The 21,399-nt window shown below is 47.9% G+C and carries 18 protein-coding genes; 12 read left to right on the top strand and 6 right to left on the bottom strand.

What is annotated here, in order from left to right:
- Nucleotides 1-79: 79 nt before the first annotated feature.
- Nucleotides 80-1,279: a methyltransferase domain-containing protein gene (locus MHI55_RS28745; RefSeq protein ID WP_340387851.1), complete on the bottom strand. Its 1,200-nt coding sequence runs from the start codon at nucleotides 1,277-1,279 to the stop codon at nucleotides 80-82.
- Nucleotides 1,280-1,540: 261 nt separating this feature from the next.
- Between MHI55_RS28745 and MHI55_RS28740 the strand changes: the two genes are divergently transcribed.
- Both MHI55_RS28740 and MHI55_RS28735 read left to right on the top strand, forming a co-directional pair.
- Entirely contained in the window at nucleotides 1,541-2,041 is a 501-nt protein-coding gene (locus MHI55_RS28740; protein WP_340387849.1) for a GNAT family N-acetyltransferase, read from the top strand.
- 26 nt (nucleotides 2,042-2,067) lie between these two features.
- Nucleotides 2,068-2,856: an SDR family oxidoreductase gene (locus MHI55_RS28735; RefSeq protein ID WP_047840749.1), complete on the top strand. Its 789-nt coding sequence runs from the start codon at nucleotides 2,068-2,070 to the stop codon at nucleotides 2,854-2,856.
- Between the two features lie 114 nt (nucleotides 2,857-2,970).
- Here the strand turns inward: MHI55_RS28735 and MHI55_RS28730 are convergent, their stop codons facing one another.
- Together MHI55_RS28730 and MHI55_RS28725 are read right to left on the bottom strand one after the other, a co-directional pair.
- Nucleotides 2,971-3,519: a GNAT family protein gene (locus MHI55_RS28730; protein ID WP_036612698.1), complete on the bottom strand. Its 549-nt coding sequence runs from the start codon at nucleotides 3,517-3,519 to the stop codon at nucleotides 2,971-2,973.
- Nucleotides 3,520-3,646: 127 nt separating this feature from the next.
- Nucleotides 3,647-3,889, bottom strand: a complete 243-nt coding sequence (locus MHI55_RS28725) for a DUF2164 domain-containing protein (RefSeq protein ID WP_244988428.1) — start codon at nucleotides 3,887-3,889, stop codon at nucleotides 3,647-3,649.
- A gap of 280 nt (nucleotides 3,890-4,169) precedes the next feature.
- Between MHI55_RS28725 and MHI55_RS28720 the strand changes: the two genes are divergently transcribed.
- Together MHI55_RS28720 and MHI55_RS28715 are read left to right on the top strand one after the other, a co-directional pair.
- Nucleotides 4,170-5,903 carry a glutamine--tRNA ligase/YqeY domain fusion protein gene (locus tag MHI55_RS28720; protein ID WP_127548964.1) on the top strand — a complete coding sequence of 578 codons (1,734 nt, stop codon included), beginning with the start codon at nucleotides 4,170-4,172 and terminating at the stop codon, nucleotides 5,901-5,903.
- Nucleotides 5,904-6,161: 258 nt separating this feature from the next.
- Nucleotides 6,162-6,719, top strand: a complete 558-nt coding sequence (locus MHI55_RS28715) for a stalk domain-containing protein (RefSeq protein WP_340387847.1) — start codon at nucleotides 6,162-6,164, stop codon at nucleotides 6,717-6,719.
- A gap of 187 nt (nucleotides 6,720-6,906) precedes the next feature.
- Here the strand turns inward: MHI55_RS28715 and MHI55_RS28710 are convergent, their stop codons facing one another.
- Entirely contained in the window at nucleotides 6,907-8,100 is a 1,194-nt protein-coding gene (locus MHI55_RS28710) for an MFS transporter (RefSeq protein ID WP_036667790.1), read from the bottom strand.
- Between the two features lie 163 nt (nucleotides 8,101-8,263).
- Between MHI55_RS28710 and MHI55_RS28705 the strand changes: the two genes are divergently transcribed.
- Nucleotides 8,264-8,893, top strand: coding sequence for a molybdenum cofactor guanylyltransferase (locus MHI55_RS28705; RefSeq protein WP_340387845.1), 630 nt, complete (start codon nucleotides 8,264-8,266; stop codon nucleotides 8,891-8,893).
- On the opposite strand, the gene MHI55_RS28700 is transcribed toward MHI55_RS28705, so the two are convergent.
- A complete protein-coding gene (locus MHI55_RS28700) occupies nucleotides 8,863-9,807 on the bottom strand; it encodes an AraC family transcriptional regulator (protein ID WP_340387843.1) in 945 nt (314 codons plus the stop codon). The two genes, MHI55_RS28705 and MHI55_RS28700, sit on opposite strands and share 31 nt — an antisense overlap.
- Before the next feature lie 275 nt (nucleotides 9,808-10,082).
- On the opposite strand from MHI55_RS28700, the gene MHI55_RS28695 reads away from it, so the two are divergent.
- The 6 genes from MHI55_RS28695 to MHI55_RS28670 all read left to right on the top strand — a co-directional run bounded on the left by MHI55_RS28695 (nucleotide 10,083) and on the right by MHI55_RS28670 (nucleotide 18,646).
- Nucleotides 10,083-12,086 carry a beta-galactosidase gene (locus tag MHI55_RS28695; RefSeq protein WP_340387841.1) on the top strand — a complete coding sequence of 668 codons (2,004 nt, stop codon included), beginning with the start codon at nucleotides 10,083-10,085 and terminating at the stop codon, nucleotides 12,084-12,086.
- A gap of 347 nt (nucleotides 12,087-12,433) precedes the next feature.
- Nucleotides 12,434-14,224 carry a sensor histidine kinase gene (locus tag MHI55_RS28690; protein WP_340387839.1) on the top strand — a complete coding sequence of 597 codons (1,791 nt, stop codon included), beginning with the start codon at nucleotides 12,434-12,436 and terminating at the stop codon, nucleotides 14,222-14,224.
- Nucleotides 14,221-15,330, top strand: a complete 1,110-nt coding sequence (locus MHI55_RS28685; protein WP_340387837.1) for a response regulator — start codon at nucleotides 14,221-14,223, stop codon at nucleotides 15,328-15,330. The genes MHI55_RS28690 and MHI55_RS28685 overlap by 4 nt, the downstream gene beginning before the upstream one ends.
- A gap of 147 nt (nucleotides 15,331-15,477) precedes the next feature.
- A complete protein-coding gene (locus MHI55_RS28680) occupies nucleotides 15,478-16,758 on the top strand; it encodes an extracellular solute-binding protein (protein ID WP_340387835.1) in 1,281 nt (426 codons plus the stop codon).
- A 179-nt stretch (nucleotides 16,759-16,937) separates the two neighbouring features.
- A complete protein-coding gene (locus MHI55_RS28675; protein ID WP_017691891.1) occupies nucleotides 16,938-17,822 on the top strand; it encodes a sugar ABC transporter permease in 885 nt (294 codons plus the stop codon).
- Nucleotides 17,819-18,646 carry a carbohydrate ABC transporter permease gene (locus MHI55_RS28670; RefSeq protein ID WP_340387834.1) on the top strand — a complete coding sequence of 276 codons (828 nt, stop codon included), beginning with the start codon at nucleotides 17,819-17,821 and terminating at the stop codon, nucleotides 18,644-18,646. The genes MHI55_RS28675 and MHI55_RS28670 overlap by 4 nt, the downstream gene beginning before the upstream one ends.
- A gap of 161 nt (nucleotides 18,647-18,807) precedes the next feature.
- Here MHI55_RS28670 and MHI55_RS28665 read toward each other — a convergent pair whose 3' ends face one another.
- Nucleotides 18,808-20,301 carry a PLP-dependent aminotransferase family protein gene (locus MHI55_RS28665; RefSeq protein WP_340387832.1) on the bottom strand — a complete coding sequence of 498 codons (1,494 nt, stop codon included), beginning with the start codon at nucleotides 20,299-20,301 and terminating at the stop codon, nucleotides 18,808-18,810.
- 315 nt (nucleotides 20,302-20,616) lie between these two features.
- Here MHI55_RS28665 and MHI55_RS28660 point away from each other — a divergent pair, with 315 nt between their 5' ends.
- The gene (locus tag MHI55_RS28660; RefSeq protein WP_338707194.1) at nucleotides 20,617-21,225 is read left to right on the top strand and encodes a LysE/ArgO family amino acid transporter; all 609 of its coding nucleotides are present in this window, start codon (nucleotides 20,617-20,619) and stop codon (nucleotides 21,223-21,225) included.
- The last annotated feature ends 174 nt before the right edge of the window (nucleotides 21,226-21,399 follow it).

Here is a 21,399-nt window from a genome sequence, read left to right as displayed (position 1 = left end):
TTTCATAACATGATGTACACCAAGGTCATCCTCCTTTAATCAAGGCGGGATGGCCTTTTTGGCATATGCTCATAATCCACTAGCGCAGCGGGACCGCCAGCAACGTGTACAACAGCTCATTATGCCGCACATGTTTTGTTACGTAGCCCTGTTGCTCCAGCCAGCCGCATAGCTCATCCAGCAGAGGGAAGTGACGCTCGCGTAAGGCGCGCAGCTGTTCCTCGTGTCCTGTGGTTTCTGCCTGCCGAATATAGGAATCACGGTGAGTCGCATCAACAAACATCAGATCGGTTAGGCCGATACGTCCGCGCGAGGTTAATACCCGCTGCATCTCCTGTAATGCCAATAGTTGCTGATCTGGACTCAGATGATGGAAAGCAAAGCTGGATACAACAAAGTCGAAGGAATGATCGGCAAAAGGCAGCGCCAGGAAATTACCAAGTTTCACATGCATCTCAGGATATTTGGTACGACATCTGCGTAGCATCTCCCGGGATTGGTCGATTGCAGTCATGTCTGCGCCGTGCTGTAGCAGTTTCCCAGCCAGATTACCTGTGCCTGTACCAATATCAAGTCCTTTCTCACCAAGGGCGGGAGAGATCCAATGAGCTGTCTGTTCGAGCGCTTCGTCATAGTTGTGATACAGATAAAAGGAAGACTGTACCGTATCATTGGAATCGCTCGGCGTGGAATGATCTGTATCCTGGTGTGGATGTAGAACTTCATTCTCATGGCTTACAGGGGAGGCGTTGTCCGAATGATGATTGTCCTCTGAATTGGGATGTTCAGTACTGACTCTGCCTTCTGCCTGCACTCGCTGATCATGGATGGCTGCCTGCATGTCATAATTCCACCGATCATGCCAGTTCTGCCGGGCTTCACGCAGGCGACGGGCACTGTCCGCCAGATCGTGCAGATGGCTTACATCCAGCGGTCCGTCCTGACGATTCAGGTCAATCATGCGCTGGGTTGTATCCATCATACGTTTGAGCTCAATCCACTGGGCATACATGACGGCCTGTTGCAGCTCCAGATATTCTTCCAGCCGCTGCTGATTCCCTTGATCAATCTCTCCGAGCGCATGTGTAATATCCTGTAGCGACATGCCAATCTCACGCAGCGCAGCAATGGTCTGAAGCCGCCAGATATCATTCTCCGTATAGGTACGATACCCGTTACTGGACTGTTTGGCGGGGAGAATTAATCCTTTTTCCTCATAAAAACGAATGGCTCTCGCCGATATACCAAGCCTGCTTGCTGCCTCTTTGATGTTCATCATGCATCCCCCTCCTTATCGAATCAGTATAAACCATGACGTTAAGGCAAGGTTAAGTGTTTATCTCATTTTGCGAAAAGGTTCAATACCGAGTGGAATTTTAGTCAAAGCTGAGGCTATGCTACAATATATAGAACAAAAAACTTAAATAGTGAAGCAAACGAACAACGTATTCCTAAGTTTCTCAACGTTTTTAACTCTCTTAACTTTCCCGACGTTGTAGCGCACAGCGTTGTCGACTATAGCACGAAAGGTTGAATCATTATGCTTACCAGCCATACATTTACGATTCGTCCATCCGAGATTAAAGATGCTGCCCAGCTAATGGAGTTGGATGCCCTGGTATGGGACAAATACACCTCTCCTGCACCGATGCAATGGCGTTCCAGACAACAATATCTGCAACATTGCCCGCCAGGCAGTCAATTGATTGCGGTGCAGGGAGAGCGGGTATGTGGTTATGTGGGCTTTCAGCCAGCCACAGGTATGCCGGTCAACCGTCATGTCTACGAGATTCATATTGCAGTTCATCCTCATGATCGGCGTTGTGGCATTGCTACAGCTTTGATGGATGCCATTAAGCAGCATGCGGCCCAACAAGGCGTTCGCAAGCTCAGGCTGCGCGTACTTTCCAGTAATCCGGGAGCCATCACGTTTTATACACAGTGTGGATTTGTGACGGAAGGCAGGTTGGTGTCCGAGTTTTATATCGGAGGCAAATATGTGGACGATATTCTTATGGGTTATTTTATCCAGAACAAATAGAAAGTAGCTGAGGAGGAGGAACAACGATGGACATGGGACTTCAAGGTAAAAAAGCACTGGTGCTGGCTTCCAGTCGAGGACTGGGCAAAGCGGTAGCCGCTCAATTGGCAGCAGAAGGTGCTGACGTCATGCTTGCCAGCCGGAGCGAAGAAAAGCTCGCAGCAGTGAAGCAGGAGCTTCTGGCACTTGGTGGTGGCGGACGTGTGGAATATTGTGCAACCGATGTGACACGCAAGGAAGATATTGAGGCTCTTATTCACAAGACAGCGGAGCTGTTTGGACAGATTGATATTCTGGTGAACAATTCGGGTGGCCCGCCATCGGGTTCATTTGAGTCACTGACGGATGAGGATTGGGAACGTGCATTTGAATTAAATGTACTCAGTTATGTAAGGCTGATTCGCGGTGCTCTTCCTTATATGAAAGAAAGTGGAGGACACATTGTCAATATCGCTTCAACTTCAGTGAAACAACCCATTCCGGGTTTGGTGCTGTCCAACACGTTCCGTACCGGCGTGTTTGGATTGGCGAAGACCTTGTCTCAAGAGCTTGCTCCATACGGAATTTTGATCAACACGGTGGCGCCAGGACGTATTGCAACAGACCGTATACGTGAGCTGGATGCAGCACGGGCTGAGCAGAATGGAATCAGTGAGGAAGAGGTATCTGACCAATTCCGTAAAGAGATTCCACTGGGCCGTTATGGTCAACCAGAGGAGTTTGCCAAAGCGGTGGTGTTCTTGTTATCCGGGGCCAATACGTACATTACCGGAACCTCATTGATCGTGGATGGTGGCATGGTCCGAGCACTATAAAAGTCATTGAATACAATAAAATACCCTCTGTCACCACATTTCGTGGAGATCGAGGGTATTCGTGTTGATCCATTATGTTGGGAGAGATCACTCCCGATTCATTATGTAGGCGAATTAGCGCAAGAGTTCCCATTCATGCTGAAGCATGCCGTACACCGCATGGTTCACGTAACCTTTAGGCAGTTTCTCTGCCTGACGAATGACACCCTCGAGAACAAATCCGAGTCTTTCAGGGATAGCACGACTCCGTTTGTTATTCGTTGCCGAGCGAATCTCGACGCGATTCAGGTCCAGGGTCACCAGAGCATAATCAACCAGAACGCGACAAGCGCTTGTCATCAAGCCCTGACCCTCAAAACCTTTGCCAAGCCAGTATCCGATGCTTACCGAGCGGTTGGTCCAGTTAATCTCGTGGAATCCGATGACGCCGGCTAGATCCCCTTTTGACCATACTCCCGCGGTGAATCCGCCATTCTCGGCACCTTGTTTTAACGCGTTGGTAATAAAGTTCGAGGTGTGTTCCACTTCTGTCACATGATCCACCCACGGCAACCAATGTCTCAGTTGATCCCGCGAGCGATCCGTCAGTTCAAACAGCGGTTTGGTATGTTCCATGGCCAGTGGCCGGAGTTCGGTATATTCATCCAATGAATAGGTAAACATGAATGCAACCTTCTTTCTTTGTATAGTGTTGTTCAAAAAAGTCCACTTTTGATTACGAATTATGCCTAGCGGCATTATCAGCATCGAATATGAAAACCAGATTTTTTGAACACGTATTTGTAGTGGATTAACGTGAGGTCTTGGGCAACTTTTGCTCCAGTGCAAACAGGTCTTCTTCCATTGAGGCCATGCGTTGATTAACCGTTGTGCGTGCGTCACGGAGTGCCTGATTATATATGTAGGGAGCGAGCTGTGTCATGAACAGATCGAGGACACCCCAAGCGGCCAGATCGCCGAGTTCTTCGCCACGTTCCTCTTCGAAATACGACTGTATGGTGCGAATGGCTTCATCCTGCTGTTCTTTGGTCAGTTTAAGCGAGTTCGATGGAATGGGAAACCCTCCCTTTAATTTGTTTTTACTATCATGCTACATGATTCGAGCCAACCCGTCAAAATGGTTTAGGGCCTATTTATGCACGGCTTATCCTGACTTTGGTGCCGTTCTTTATTGAACTCCTCCCCCGTTAAAGGTATATTTAAATGAAACGCGTACGAAACTTTCCAAGAAAATAGATTTTTTCAGGAAATGACTTCGTTATTAAGGAATTATAGCCGGAATTGCTGCAATTCCCTAAGGCTCCAATCCATTCATGAAAGGTTTGATACCTGTGGACAATCGTACAACCCCACCTAACTTTATCAAAAATATTATTACCGAAGATCTCCGGTCTGGGAAAGTCCAGGAAGTTATTACCCGTTTTCCTCCGGAACCGAACGGTTATCTGCATATCGGCCATGCCAAGGCGATCTGGATTAACTTTACGCTGGGCGGCGAATTTGGCGGCAAAACGAATCTGCGCTTTGATGACACGAATCCGGTCAAGGAAGATGTAGAGTACGTTCAATCGATTCAGGAAGACGTGAAATGGCTCGGATACGAGTGGAATGAGAAACGTTTTGCCTCGGATTATTTTGACGAGATGTACAACCGTGCTGTCTTGTTGATTAAAAAAGGTAAAGCTTACATCGACGACCAAAGCGCCGACGAAATCCGTGAAATGCGCGGAACGCTGACGGAGCCGGGTAAGAACAGCCCGTACCGTGATCGTTCGGTGGAAGAGAATCTCGACCTGTTCACACGTATGCGTGCAGGTGAATTCAAGAACGGAGAGAAAGTGCTGCGTGCCAAGATCGATATGTCTGCACCAAATATCAATCTGCGCGATCCGGTTATTTACCGGATTTCTCATGCACATCATCATAACACGGGCGACAAATGGTGTATCTATCCAATGTACGCCTTTGCTCACCCGCTTGAAGATGCGATTGAAGGTGTGACGCACTCTCTCTGTTCCCTGGAGTTTGAGGATCAACGTCCATTCTACGATTGGGTTATTGCCGAGTGTGAGATGGAGAACCAACCACGTCAATACGAATTTGGTCGGCTGAATCTGTCCCAGATGGTAACAAGCAAGCGGAAGCTGAAACTGCTTGTGGACGAAGGTCATGTGGATGGATGGGATGATCCACGTATGCCGACAATTTCGGGTCTGCGCCGCCGGGGTTATACACCGGAAGCTATTCGTGATTTTGTATATGAGACAGGCATTTCCAAAAACTATGGAGTTATCGACCTGCAAACGCTGGAGCACTTTGTACGTGAAGACTTGAAACTGAAAGCTCCACGTACGATGGCTGTGCTGCATCCGCTCAAAGTGGTTATTACCAACTACCCTGAAGGGCAAGTGGAATGGCTTGAAGCAGAGAACAATGTGGAGAACCCGGAGATGGGTAATCGCCAAATTCCGTTCTCCCGTGAGATTTATATTGAACAAGACGATTTCATGGAGAATCCGCCGAACAAATATTTCCGTTTGTTCCCTGGCAACGAAGTTCGTCTGAAACATGCATACTTCATCAAATGTAACGATGTGATCAAAGATGCAGAAGGTAATGTAACCGAGATTCATTGTACCTATGATGTGGAGACGAAGAGCGGCAGTGGATTCACTGGCCGTAAAGTCAAAGGAACAATCCACTGGGTAGAAGCGACTCAAGCGGTACCTGCTGAATTCCGTCTGTACGAGCCGTTGATCCTGGATGAAGCACCGGAAGCAGAGGTGGAAGTGGCAGTAGCTGGGGCTGAAGCTGAGGTTGTGGAAGAGCAACCGGAGAAAACGTTCTTGGATCAATTGAACCCGAACTCCCTTGAGATTGTTAATGGGTATGTGGAACAAGAGATGAAAGAAGCGAATGCTCAGGATAAATTCCAATTCTTCCGTCACGGTTACTTTAGTGTAGATCCGAAACATTCCGAACCAGGACGTCCGGTATTTAACCGGGTCGTATCCCTGAAAAGCTCGTTCCAACTGCCGAAGGCGTAATGTGAACATAGGTAGGACGATAGGTTAGCAGTAAACTTAAATCTATGAACGAAAAAGGCGTCTCCAGGGCAATAAGCCAATGGAGACGCCTTTTTCTTGTGCGCCTGCAATTGATAAAGAAGGTTGTACTAATACAAGTCCTGGTTCTGCGTGGATACACAAAAAATAATTATTAATACAACGGGATACTTAAATAAACATTTTTCCAACTTTCGGCGTTTAAGTTAATGTGAACAATAATTTCAAGGAGGAATCAAGATGAAGCGATTTGTCTCTTTATTGTTGATGTTAACTTTAGCTGTCTGTGTAGGCTCTGTTGCCTCTGCTGCTTTGGACCAATCCCTAATGGATCTACCTTTTAAGGAACGTGCGGCGAATGTGTACAATTCATCACTAAAAAAAGTTGAACTAAGTGTCATAAAGGATGGAAAGGCAACAAAAACAACTTATAAATCCATTTATATCCCAGTGAAAGATGTTTTTAAACGATCTGGAGCAACGTTTAAATGGGATGGAAAGAAAAAAATCACCACGATTAAAAATGAAGGACAAGAACTGATTCTTAATTTCTCTGGCAAAGAAATCACAGCGGGTAACAATCAAGTTGTGCTCCCTCAAGAGTGGGTACAATTGAAACAGGGGATCTCGAGTATGGATGCATTTGTCTTAGCATATATTTTTGAACTCTCGACTGATGACTCCGATCAAGAAAGAGTGGACTGGAAAGAGAAACTGAATTTCTTGGATATCAAAGGTACAACCGGTTTTCCAGGATTAGATAAGTATATGCATGTGTTTGTTCAGTTTAATGATTAGTTAAAATCTATAGAGAAACTAGCATCGTGTTCATATTATGATAGAACGAACTACAGCTCCGCTTTATCCCCGGATTTTACCCTTTGAAAAGGGAATCAAAAAAATCCGGGGATAACAGCGATCGAAAGATTCTTCTGTCCTCGTAGTGCTCCAGTGGAAATCTTTTTCAACTTTTTCTAACAAAAGATTATCTGTCCTCATCCATATTGCCCATCTCCGTCAACACAACCGGCTGATAGCCGTTACGTCGATTCGATAACCACATGATGCTAAATCCAACAGCGCCGATGAGCGAGAAGAATACGCCAATGCTATACATGATTTCTGCACCGAAGCTCTGGAACAACCAGCCGCCGAACAGACCGGCAATCACGCCGGAGAGACCTCCCCAGGCCATCGTGTAGACCGCTTGACCGGAGGAACGGTAAGGTCTTGGAATGAACAGCATGGTCAGCTGTGTGCCTACATAGAAGTACCCACCAAACGTAATGGAGTGCATTAACTGAATGAATACAATCTCCAGTGGGTTGTTAGCCAGTGCCATGAGCTGCCAGCGAAGTGCAAACAGCACACTGATCAGAATGAGAGATGCCAAGAGCATGCTCATTTTGCGTTTGAGCAAGCGGTCGAGCAGCAGGAATACGCCGACTTCGAGAATGGATGAGGTGAAGATGGCCCAGCCGACCATCTGTTTATCGCCACCCATCTCTACTATGTATAGCGACATAAATGTGCTGTTCATCGCATTAGGCACCGACACGAGTACACCCAGGCCGATAAATGCCATGAAATACGGATTGAACATGACTTTGCCAAACCGCCGAAAAGTAACCACCGGTGTATCCGAAGCGATCGGCTGTCTGGGTAGAAATACGGATAATACAAAGGCGGTGGCAATCATGCACGCAAATATAATGGATACACTGCCGATGCCAAAACGGTCAATGAGCGGTCCGGCTGCGACGGCAGTCAGTGCCCAACCGAGTGAACCCCAGAGCCGGAATGACCCGAATTTTTGGGTTGTACCATCGATATATCCGAGAATCAGACTGTTGGTTTGAGCAAATAATGGACTTTGAAAAAAATAAAAGAAAATCATGGCTACGTAGATCCATGTATAAGTGGGCGCATAGAATACACCCTGGGCGAGCACAAATGTGCCTCCCATCATAATCATCAGAATGATGCGAATGTTGCGAGATTTATCGCTCCAGAAACCCCAGAACGGGTTGGCAAACAAGGATACAAAGGGTCCAATCGCCATCAGACTGCCAATCTCCAGTTTGGTCATACCAATCTCTTGCAGGTAAAGCTGCAGGAATCCGGCGAAGATGGAGATGGCTCCATATATGAAAAAGTTATATAGTTTCAGAGAAACCAATGAGGGATTGCCTCTTGAAGGTGCAGGTCTGTCCAATTAAGCCATTCCTTTCAAATGCATATTGTTCAATGTATCATTTGTTGAAAGGGGATTCAATGCATAGCGAACGTTTTGAAATTGATGTAGTCAAACACATATCGTTTCCAGGAGGGAGGATAACAACATGAACACGCGTGAATGGACAGGCATCATATTGGCAGGAGGATTATCCAGTCGCATGGGGACCAACAAGGCCATGCTGGAACTGAATGGTTCCGTTGTACTGCAACATGTCACAAATGCCATGAGACCCGCTGTATCCCGTATCATCGTGGCTGCCGGACCCAATGTGACAACCTACAGTACAATGGGCTACGACTGCGTTCAGGATCACTATCCGGGGAAGGGGCCACTCGCCGGTCTTCACGCGGCGCTGGAAGCTTCCGATACAGACTGGAATCTGGTATGCGCCTGCGATATGCCGCTCCTGCACACGTCTTTCTTTGATGGAATAAAAAAACTGGTCGAATCGCATGACTCTTATTCTGCTATCGTTCCACGCGTGGATGGACAAGTCCACCCTCTTGCAGGGGCTTACCACAAACGAGTTCTCCCTGATCTGGAGCAGCGCCTGATGCAGGGTCATCTTCGAGTCATGCTATGGCTTGAAGAGATCGGGTGCTGTTATGTCGAAGTGGAAGAGCTTGAGAGAGCTGGTGTCCATCAAGTAGCGATGCAAATGAGTAATATGAACACGCCGGAAGAGTACGAACGTATCCGTAATCAAGATTCTGGACTCGATTCCGATCTGTAGGATACAGGATCACCTGATGCATCTGCATGATGATTGCGATATTGAAGCGGACTTTGGCCTGTCCAACGTTTGAATTGTCTGCTGAAATGGGACAGATGGGTGTAGCCGAGCTTCCACGCAATTTCCCCGAGCGACAGCTCTGGCTGTTCGATCAGCACTTTGGCCTCCTGCAACTTCAAGCTGGACAGGTAAGCCCTGGGCGATCGTCCATACACCTTGCGAAAGACCTGTAGACCATATCCCGGGCTGATGCCAAACGAGGATATAATCTGCTCTACTTTGACCGTGGATACACTGCTTTCCTTGGTTCGAAGCTGGGCATGGAATGCCTGCTTGATTGCCTCCGCTATAGCTCCCGCATAATGCATGGCTGTTGGAGCTGGTGCATGTGAAGCAGCAACGGAAGTGGTGGCCTCCGGTTCATTGTCAGCGGCTTGGGACAACAGGGCGAACAGTTCAAACATGCGTGCCTGCATGATCATTTTGTCAGTGGACGTGTAGGCTTCAGATACGTTAATCATCCCCATCCAACTCTCCAGCACAACGCGCATCTTCCTATTATCTGCCGTACCTGCTGCGTAGATTCGGCTGTGCTGTGACATCAGCTTCAGGGTGAAGACCGGATCATCCACATTAAAGTGAGCGCTAAAATAAGTCATGCCTTCCGTGGATACACATTGATTCGTATGTTTGAACCCGGGAGGAATGAGAAGAATGGAACCTTCCTCCACGGTATAGGTATAACCATGAATCACACTCTCCTGCGTACCTTCGATGATCAACATAATCTCAAAGCCCGGATGTGATTCCTCCGGCATCGCCCATCCAAAGGGTACTTGTTGGCTGTGAGCACCATAGAATTTGATATTACAGTCGATAATAGGCAGCCAGTGGGCCAGCGTATGGTGTGGCATTTCTCGGAGCTGTGATCGGATATCCATCATATTCACCTCGGAAAAGGGTAAAAACAACTTGCCTTATACAATCGGCACCCGTAGTATACTTCATTATAATCAGTTTAACGCAAGCATGGATAATCCATGGAATACATCAGCGTTTGAAGTGGTTGCTGAACAATCCAAGTTCTTCAACCGACATTAATGTAAACGCTACCATTACGGATTGGAATATGTCAACTCTTGCACACGTCAAGATCATTATATTTTCCACCTAAAAAGGAGATTAAATCATGGACAAATTATTATATGGCGTAGCTTACTATGATGAATATATGCCTTACGAAAGATTGGACAAAGACATTCAGATGATGAAGGATGCAGGGATTAACGTGGTCCGTATTGCAGAATCAACCTGGAGTACCCATGAACCGCAGAATGGTGTATTTGACTTCTCTTCCGTGGATCGTGTGCTCAATGCCATGCATGAGGCGGGGATTCAGGTCATCGTTGGCACACCAACTTATGCTATTCCTACATGGATGGTCAAGGAACATCCGGACGTGCTGGCTACAACCTCACAGGGACCTGGCAAATACGGCGCAAGACAAATCATGGATATTACACATCCAACCTATCTATTCTATGCTGAACGGATCATCCGCAAGCTGATCTCTCGGGTAAGCACACATCCAGCGGTCATCGGTTATCAGACAGATAACGAGACGAAGCATTACAATACGGCCGGAGATAATGTACAACTGCAATTCGTCAAATACATGCGGAACAAGTTCAGTTCTCTGGATGAACTCAACAAGGAATTTGGCCTCGACTACTGGAGCAATCGAATCAATAGCTGGGAAGACTTCCCGTCTGTTGTAGGAACGATCAACGGTAGTCTTGGCGCTGAATTTGCCAAGTTCCAGCGGCAGCTGGTAACCAACTTTTTGGCTTGGCAAGTGGGGATCGTGAATGAATACAAACAGGAAGGACAGTTTGTTACCCAGAATTTTGACTTCGATTGGCGTGGATATTCCTACGGCATTCAAGGGGATGTGGACCATTTTGCCGCATCGAAACCTTTTGACATCACCAGTGTGGACATCTACCATCCTTCCCAGGATGATCTGACCGGCATTGAGATTTCATTCGGCGGGGATGTGGCGCGTTCGACCAAACAATCGAATTATCTGGTACTGGAGACCGAAGCGCAGGCGTTCTGGCATTGGGTTCCCTATCCGGGACAGCTGCGTTTGCAGGCATTCAGTCATCTGGCATCAGGAGCGAACATGGTCGCTTACTGGCACTGGCACTCGTTGCACAATTCGTTTGAGACGTACTGGAAAGGATTGCTCAGTCATGACTTTGAACCGAATCCGGTGTATAACGAAGCGAAGACCATTGGCAGGGATTTCGCCCGGCTTAGTCCGCAGCTCGTGAATCTGAAGAAAAAGAATCGGGTGGCCGTGCTGTTTAGCAATGAGGCACTGACATCCATCAAGTGGTTTGGTTTTAACTTCACCAGTGACAAGAACTACAATGACGTGGTGCGCTGGATGTACGATGAATTGTACAAGATGAACATTGGCTGTGACCTGATCGATCCATCGGTTGAGAGTTATGCGGAATATGATGTGCTCGTTGTACCTGCTCTGTATGCTGCTTCGGATGCATTGCTGGAAAAATTGAATCAATTCGTAGAGGATGGCGGACATATCGTCTACTCTTTCAAAAGTGGATTTACAAATGAGCATATCAAGGTACGCTCTTCTCGCCAGCCCGGCCTTATTAGTGAAGCATGCGGGATCAGCTATAACCTTTTTGTAGAGCCAAAACATGTGTCCTTGCGGGATGATCCATTCGAGGTTGGTGAGGAGCAAAACCAGGTTCACACCTGGATGGAACTGATTACGCCGACAACGGCTGAAGTACTCGCTTGGTATGATCATCCACATTGGGGTGAATATGCGGCAATTACCCAGAATGCCTATGGAAAAGGCAAAGCAACCTATGTCGGATGTTATACCAGTTCTGCGGTGATCCGTAAGGTGTTGGAACGTGTCATGAAGGAAGCGGGCGTATGGGGAGCGGATCAGGAGCTGGCTTTTCCTATCATTGTGAAGACAGGTGTGAACGATCAAGGGAACACGATTCGCTATTATTTCAATTATGCAGATGAGGCAACATCCTTCGTGAATGCTTATGGAGAAGGGACTGAACTTCTGGCAGGAACCCCGATTGCTGCAGGAGAGAAGATCGAACTGGAGCCATGGGGCATACGGATTATCGAACAATAATAGTAAATAATAAATATAGGTATATAAGTTGAATTCAACATGTACACGTTAACGGAGAGGGCAGAAGAAACCTGAGGAAGCGGAGCTAAAAGCTTTCTGAAAGAAAGCTGCATCGGAAGCATATACCTCGCCTTTATCAACGGATTTTCCCCTTAGAAAAGGGAATCAAAAAAATCCGGTGATAACAGCGATCAGAGGGTTGTTCTGACCACGTAGTGATCTCGTGTAACCATTCATTCTATTGTATAACGTGATATTTTAACATTTCCAAACGAATATAAAGACCAAAGCGCCCTCAGCTTCCATGCTGGGGCGTTTGTCTATTTTAGCTCAGGAGTGGATGCGCTGTGTTTACCGAATGTTATCGGAAGCTGATAGATCCTTTCAAACGCAGCATTCGCAATAAATTGATTCTTACCATGACGCTGCTGGCCGTTCTGCCCGTCATTGCCATGACCGCTATGGCTGCTGAGAATACCCGCTCTTCCATGGAAGAGGAGATTATGGAGACCAACCGAGCCAATATGAACTGGGCCTCCATCTATCTGGGTGAACAGTTCGCGCGCATGAACAACATTATCTATTCGATTCAGATCAGTGACGAATTGCATCAATATCTGGCGTTGAACGAGGAAGCGCCGGCGGCCAGCCGATTCGATGAACAGAAGGCCATGTTCAATATGCTGAACAGTGTATACTATTCTGCTGGCAATTATGTATTTGGCGTTGAACTGTACCTGAAAGAATTGGACACCTTGTTCACCTTCAACTCGATGGATTCTCGCATCAAGGCGGTATCGGAAATACCGGAAGGATATCATCAGCTTTTTGCACAACATAAAGATTTTACGATTATCAATGATCCGGACGATCCGCAAAAGTTTCACATGACCCGCAGCATGAACCGCTTCGAGGATCAGGCACAGATCGGGGCCATCAGTCTGGAGGTCAAGTGGGCTGAGTTCAACCAGACCCTGGAGCTGCTGGATAGCCGGGGTGACTATGCGGTATACATTGCTGACAGCACGGGCAGTCCGGTCTATCAGCCAAACCAAGAGATTCAGCCTTCAGCGGAAGCACTGGAGAAATTGGCAGGCACAAAAGAAAGTTCGGGGTTTATCCGTACAGCCAAAGAATATGTATTCTTTCACTCCATCGAGCCGTCAGGACTGCGTGTGATCAAGATTGTACCTGCCCATGTCGTTAACGAAAGTGCCTTGGAAACGATGAAATACGGATTGGTTGTGGGTGGCCTGGCAACCGTCATTTCTGTAGGACTAGCTGCGCTCGTAGCCTGGCGTACATCGAAACCCATTGTCAGACTGGCGAATTCCATGAAGGGTATTCAACTGATCAAGGACAGGGAAGTGGTGCGAAGTGGCCGGGTAGATGAGATTGGTCTGCTGGAGAAAAATCTGCACGGCATGGCTAGTCGTATCCGGGAACATATTCGCGACAACTATCTAATGAATCTGGAGAAGCAGACGGCCGAGCTCAAAGCACTGCAATCCCAGATCCATCCGCATTTCCTACAAAATACACTGCAGATGATTGGCGGCATGGTCTACTCGCAAAAACCGGCAGACAGTTACAAGGTCATTCGAGCCTTAAGCGAGATGTTTCGTTATATTGTGCGAGCGCCGGATGGACTGGTGCCCCTGCAGTCTGAACTCGATCAGTTGGAGCATTATATGCTGATTCAAAAGCAACGTTTTGCCGGCAGGCTTGAATATACACTGGAGATTACGGGAGAACTTCGGGCGTGTTATATCCCCAAGTTGTCTTTGCAACCCATTGTGGAGAATGCATTTTTGCATGGTCTGGAGAAAAAACAGGGCGAGTGGAAACTGGGCATTGAGGTCGTCTGTAAACCTAGAGATGTAACCATTCGAATTCGTGATAACGGTATAGGTATGGATGCTGAGAGACTAACGGAGATGCAGTCCAGACTGGAGCGGCTTACCCGGCAGGCAGATCGGGTGTGGAGTTCAGGTACAAGTATTGGACTGGTCAATGCGGCCTCACGAATGGTAATGCATTTTGGACCTGAATATGGGATGAGCATAGAAAGTGAATACGGACAGGGGACAAGCGTTACGGTACGAATCCCCTGCAATACAGGAGGCGAAGCCTTGTGAACAAGGAACTGTACAGAGTGCTGTTGGTGGACGATGAACCGTGGAACCGGGATATTTTGCGCAACCTAGGAGATTGGAATGAACTTGGCATGACCGTTGCAGGTGAGGCAGAGGATGGCGAGCAGGCCATTCAACTGGTCAAGCAGCATCAGCCTCACATTATCATTACGGACATGCGCATGCCCGGCACAGACGGTGTGGAGCTGTTGCAGATGCTTAGCGGACAATACCCACAGATCAAGGTGATCGTGGTGAGCGGATATGATGACTTCAATTATGCAAAACATGCGATCCGCCATCGGGCTGCTGATTATCTGCTCAAACCGGTGAATCCGGATGAACTGAATGGTGTACTTGCTAAATGTGCAAAGGAGTTGGAAAAGGTTGAATCAGCACCTGAATCGTGGGAATCGTACCCATCTTCTTTCGCAGGTGAGTTCTCCCTGTTTCAGCAGCAGGCTCGCTTGCGGTTTAATGACCTAAACGTTCAGAGTCTGCGGGAGTGGTTCCAGCAATTACAGCAGAAGCTGGAACGATGCGAGATTAACAGACCTCGGCAGCTTGGAAGGGTGGCTCATGAATTACAGGCTTTGCTGGACGAACTGTGCGTCTCCAATGGCTTGTACGAGCGGCCCGAAGCAACGGCGCTACCTCCTGCGGCTGCGCTGGCTTCCATTGAATCCACGATCGCATGGATTTCGAGTCCGTACTATCAAGCTTTGGAGCAGCTGATTGCGCAGCGTAAATTCAAGAACAAGCTGAACCTGAATGAGGTGAAGCAATACATTGAGCAACACTGTATGGAGATGATTACGCTGGAGCATCTCGCCCAGATCTTTTTTGTTAGTAAGGAATATCTCAGCAAGGTATTCAAGAAAGAGTATGAGGTGAATGTGACCGACTATGTTGTCCAATTACGTATGACGAGAGCGAAAGAATGGGTGATGGATGAACAGATTCCGTTCAAGCATGTTGCCGAGATGGCGGGTTATGAAGATGTGTCCTACTTCTATCGTGTTTTCAAAAAGCATTTCGGAGTTTCCCCAGGGGAGATGCGTAAGGGACAGCCTCGTATGTCAGGCAATTCAGCCAGTAGCACGGAATGAGTCGTTTGATAGAGCATTTGCGGCAGGATTAAGGTTTAAAATAATCCAATACACAAGTCTAATTCTGTCCAATGAAGCGCTTTCATTTACTGATATATAATGAGCCTATGAAAGACAAACCAGTTACACACCGGGAGGTCATAAGAGATGAAAGTATGGAAAAGCGTAGCAAGTGCGGTACTGGTCAGTGTTCTGCTCGCAGGTTGCGGCTCCAATGCAGGAACGGAAAATGGGCAGGAGGAATCGGCGTCAGGCAGCACGGTATCACTCAAAGTATTCGTTGCACAACCTCGGCTGAAAGAACATTACGATAAATATATAGAACAGTTCAAAGCCAAGGAGAAAGCAGAGAAAAACATTGAGGTGAACGTGCAACTGGAGATGCCGCCAGCGGACAATGCGCCTCAGATTCTGAAGACACGACTCGCCTCCAATGATGCACCGGATGTGTTCGCCCTACATGCAGTCAATGAGATTCCACCATTCAGCAAAGCTGGATATCTGGAAGACCTCTCGGGCCAACCTTTTGTCGATAAGCTGCTGGATTCGGTTAAACCTTCCATAACGGATGCGGAGGGCAAAGTCGTAGCTGTTCCATTGGAAACAGTATCATGGGGCTATCTGTACAATAAAGATATTTTTGAAGAGCAAGGGCTGGAAGTGCCAACGACGTTAACAGAAATGAAAGCGGTCGTGGAGAAACTCAAAGCAGCCAACATTACACCGTTTGAACTGTCCTACAAAGAAGCCTGGATTCCGCAATTATTCCTGCCACTTACCGTGGGTGCATTAACTCAGTCTGAGCACAAAGACTTCGTGGAGAAGATGAATCAGGATCAGGGCTCCTTCTCCGATATGAAAGCATTGTTTGATATCTTCGATCTGGTTAATGCCAATGGAACGGACAAAGCGCTGGAAGTGGGCGGAGATGATGGTTCAGCAGCCTTCGCATCAGGAAGCGCCGCGATGTGGATTCAGGGACCATGGTTTGCCGAAACCATTCTGAAGTCCAACCCGGACTTGAACTTTGGTGTAGCACCAATGCCGATCAATGACAATCCGGATGATACCAAAATCAATCTGAGCACCTCCACTTCACTGGCAGTATCGTCATCTAGCAAAAACAAAGAAGTGGCACTCGATTTCGTGAACTACATTCTCGATGACAAGGATTCAAGTGCATTCTTCGAAGCGCTCAAGTTCAATCCGATTGCCAAGATCCATGACTTCAAGAGCTTCCCGTGGGTAGACGATGCCCAGAAATATGTGAGTGAAGGTAAAGCTTATGAGGACCCATCGCTCCCTCAAGCGGTGAAAGACGAGTCAGGCAAAGCGTTGCAAGGTTACTACTCTGGGCAATTAAATCAACAGCAGGTTATCGATGCGCTCGACAAGGCGTGGAAATCCTACAACAAAGTCAACAAGTAAGGAGCTGTGAGGAATGGAGTATCCGCTTTTGTTGGCAAATCTCAACGGTCTGAGAGTTTTGTCAACAAATGAGCGGTACTTTGTTTCGTCAGAGTCTCCAAGCAGATGATACGGCAGGCAGAACGTTCTTTGTTCCCTCGTTTACAATCATCCGCTTCGAGTGAAAAGGGGGAGAACCAATGGCTACGAATGTGTTCAAGAAGTATCTGTCACTGCTCGCGTTCACTGCGCCTGCCTTTGTCATCTATGCGATTTTCCTGCTGTATCCCACGTTTAGTGGTATGTTCTATAGCCTGACGGATTGGAACGGACTTAATCGGGATTATAGCTTTATCGGTCTGGGCAACTTTGTGGAATTGTTCAAAGAAGATCCTGACTTTCTGAACTCTCTGTGGTTCACGATGAAATATGTAATATTTATGCTGATTCTGCAAAATGGAATCGCCTTGCTGCTCGCCGTGTTGATTGAGTCACGAACGCGTAGCAAAGGGCTCTTCCGGACCCTGTTCTTCATGCCTAACATGATCAGTACAATCATCAGTGCTTTCATGTGGACCTTCATCTTCTCTCAGGTGCTGCCACAGCTCGCAGAGAAACTGGCTTTTTCGTTCCTCGACCAGCAATGGTTGGGTGATCCGAAGTTTTCATTTTACTCCATTCTGATCGTATCGCTCTGGAACGGTGTAGGGTATATGATGATCATCTATCTGGCTGCTCTCCAGGGTGTGCCGAAAAGTCTCAAAGAAGCGGCTGTTATTGATGGGGCCAACGCATTCCAGGTACTGCGCAATGTGGTGTTGCCAATGATTACTCATGCCGTGACCATCTGTTTCTTCCTGACGCTGAACGGAGCATTCAAAGTGTTCGAAGTGGTATATGGACTGACTGGTGGCGGACCGGGTCGGGCCACGCAGGTGATCACGATGAACATCTATGAAGAAGCATTCTCCAACAACTTCAGATACGGCTATGCGAGTGCCAAATCGGTTGTGCTGTTCATCATCGTACTCATCTTTACACTCATCCAGATCACCGTCATGAAGAAGAAAGAGGTGGAAGCATGAGGATGCAACGACTGAACAGTTATCTGATTCGACTGCTGCTGATTCTGGGCTCTCTCGTCGCCATGCTGCCGATCTACATGGCGGTTGTGAACTCTTTCAAAACACAGGGTGAGATGTTCCAATCTTTTCTCGCGCTGCCAACAACGTTGCACTGGGAGAATTATTCGGACGCGTTTAACAAAATCAATCTGTTGGGCAGTTCCATGAACTCGGCAATTGTATCCTTTCTGGGGATCGGTGGTATCGTCTTCTGTGCCTCACTTGCGGGATACAAGCTGTCACGTACCTCAGGCCGTTTGAGCAACCTGATCTTCTTCCTGTTTGTTGCGTCCATGCTGGTACCGTTCCACTCGATCATGATTCCGCTGACACGGGTAGCCAAAGGCATGGGGGTGCAAGGAAGCACGTACGGATTGGCCCTGATCTATATCGGACTTGGCGTGAACATGGCAATCTTCCTCTATCACGGGTTTGTAAAGTCCATTCCGCGTGAATTGGAGGAGTCGGCTCAGATTGACGGATGTAATGAGTTCCAGACGTTCTTCCAGATTATCTTCCCGCTGCTGCTGCCGATCACAGTCACCATCGCGATTCTGGACTTCCTGTGGATCTGGAATGACTTTTTGTTGCCACTACTCATGCTGACCGATGTGAATCGTTATACGCTGATACTGTCCACGAACATGCTGTTTGGTGAATATAACAAGGAATGGCCGTTGATTCTGTCCTCCCTGGTACTGACTGCGATTCCGGTTATCCTGATCTATGCGTTCTTCCAGAAGTTCATCATGGAGGGTATTGCGGAGGGTGCGGTCAAAGGATAGAACGTTCAAAGGAATCCCGCAGCGCATCTGGTGTTTGCCCGTTCTGTTATTCGGCCAAACTTTCGAAACTTACGCAAATAGCCTTGATCTGAAGGACGTGGTCCTTCAAGGTCAAGGCTGTTTTTTTTGATTGTGAAATCAGGAAAAAGCATTCGTCGAAGTCAGGAGCCAGAATCCATAAGCCTGTGGACAGCCTCTGCCAGGCATTGTAGTCCACGCTCCATCTCATCGGGGGAAGCATAAGCGTAAGACAGCCGAATATGACTCGCATCTAACCGGTCATACAGATAACCCGGGTGGATAAGTACATTTTGCTCCAGACAGGTATGGAACAATTGGCGGATAGAGAGCGGAGAGACAGTGAATTGCAGCCAGATGTAAAACCCGCCAGCGGGTATTTCCCAATCCGCAATCCCATGGAAGTGACGTTGAAGCAGCTCCAGCATGAAGTCTCTGCGTTTGCGAAGTTCAGGACGAAGGCGTTCCATATGTCCAGCGTGATGTCCTTCTGCGAACCACAGGGCAGCAGCTTCTTGGGCGAGTGAACTGGTACCATAATCGGTCTGCATCTTGATATCTGCGAGACGACGAATGACCGGCTCTGGCCCAACCAGCCATCCGAGGCGCAGACCGGGACTGACTGCCTTTGACAGAGTACCCATATGCAGCACCCGTCCTTCCTGGTCACGCGCCTTCAGCGATGACGGAGGAGGTGTATCCAACCACAGATCACTATAGGCGGCATCCTCCAGTATGGAGATGCCTAGTGTTCGAGCGGTGGTCATGAGTTCTTCCCGGCGGTGATCACCCATCACAGAGCCGGTGGGATTGTGAAAGCTCGGGATCGTATAGAGAAGCGAGATGTGATCATGATCTTTTACATGCTGCGCCGCGTCCTCCAGACGTGCAATGTGTAGGCCTTCGTTATCCATCGGGATACCACTCATTTTCAACCCTGCTGACTGAAAGGCGTGAATCGAATAGAGATACGACGGTTTTTCCAGCAGAACCGCTGATCCGCGAGGGAGCAGTCCGACCGAAATCAAATGCAGTGCCTGAAGAGAGCCCGATACGATTAGTATAGAATCTGGAGAGGCTTGAATGCCAGTCGTCTGCAAATGGGCGGATAAAGCCTCACGAAGCTCCAGGCTTCCTTGAGGTTCCAGGTAGTTGAGTGTACGAGAACGATGGGACAGGGTATACAGAATGTCGTTAAAAGCATCCTGAGGCATCAGTTCCGGGGCAAGCTCCCCTGTACCAAGACGTATGATGCCGGGCCGAAATTCAGCCTGATTAATCTGCTGGATCTCGGGCAGGTTGGGATAATACCAGCCCTCCTCGATGGCTTCATTCCAGTTGGGCGTCCCTCCATGAGCCATGCCATGCCAACCGGAGCCGGAAATATAAGTTCCCCCGCCATGTCTGCCTTCAATCAGACCGACGGCGGCCAGATTATCCAGGGCAGTCACCAATGTACTGCGGTTTACGCCCAAGGACTCAGCCCATATGCGCTGTGAGGGGAGACGGTATCCTGAGGACCATTCACCCGTTGTGATTTTCTGCCGAACATAGGCTTCAATCTGGCGATACAAGGGCAAGTCGAGAGAAGGGTTCGGCTTCCACCCCATGCTTAGCCGAGAATCAGAACGTTCCATGACAGGCAGAATCACCTCCGTTTGAATTTACACTTGGTACTTCGATGGCAGAACAACCTTCCGATCGCTGTTATCCCCAGATTTTTAAATTTGTTTTTATAAAGGTGAAAATCTGGGGATAAAGGCGAACGCTCCGCTTCTTCAGGTTATTTCTGCCCTCTCCGTTTACGTGTAATTTTTTATATAGATAACTTCTGAAATGACACTTTGTAACAAACAATATATCATTTGGTTGGGTCTGATGCCATCCAAGTGGTTGGTTACGTCAGCCATCATCTGCCCTACTATGGAATACAGAGATAAGGGGGAAGCGCGATGGAGGTTGTTATTCACGCAGTGGTTCTGGCGTTTGGCCTGATCTTGCCACTGGGTGTGCAGAATGTATTTATTTTTAACCAGGGCATGAGCCAGAGGCGTTATATACATGCCCTGCCTGCTGTAATAACGGCAGGGGTCAGTGATACGTTGTTGATCGGGGCAGCCGTCGGAGGGGTGTCGCTCATTTTGCTGCAATGGCCATTGCTTGCGAATGTGTTGTATGGCGCAGGAAGCTTGTTTTTGCTGTATATGGCATGGAGTATTTGGAGGTCATCCGAATCTGTGGAAGGTTCGGGGACGGTAATGTCAGCGGGGCGACAGATTGCGTTTGCCGCATCGGTATCTTTACTCAATCCCCATGCTCTGCTGGATACGGTTGCCGTGATTGGCACCAGTTCACTTCAGTATGAAGGGGTGGAGCGCATTTATTTTGCCCTAACAGCCGCGGCTGTATCGTGGATATGGTTCTTGGGACTTGCAGGCGCAGGCAGGGCGATTGGCAGAACGGATCGAACTGGACGCATCAGTCTGGTGTTTAATCGGTTGTCCGCTGTGGTCATGGTTGGGCTTGCGTGTATGATGCTGTGGAAGCTCATCTATTCATAGAAGGACCGTGATGTGGCTGGCACAACTTGTTAAAATAAAAAAACTCCCCGTGACGTTAATCGCACGGAGAGTTCAATGTGGATGCTGAATTTGGTAATCAGCATAGCCTGTTGAATTAGTTATTGAGTAGGAATATGTAGTGCTCGATAATGCATCGGTATTGCGTCTCTTATA

Origin of the sequence: Paenibacillus sp. FSL E2-0151, assembly GCF_037993015.1 — a bacterium.
Lineage (GTDB): Bacteria > Bacillota > Bacilli > Paenibacillales > Paenibacillaceae > Paenibacillus > Paenibacillus amylolyticus.
The sequence above is the reverse complement of the archived record's forward strand: the minus strand, read 5'-3'. Positions and strand labels throughout refer to the sequence as shown.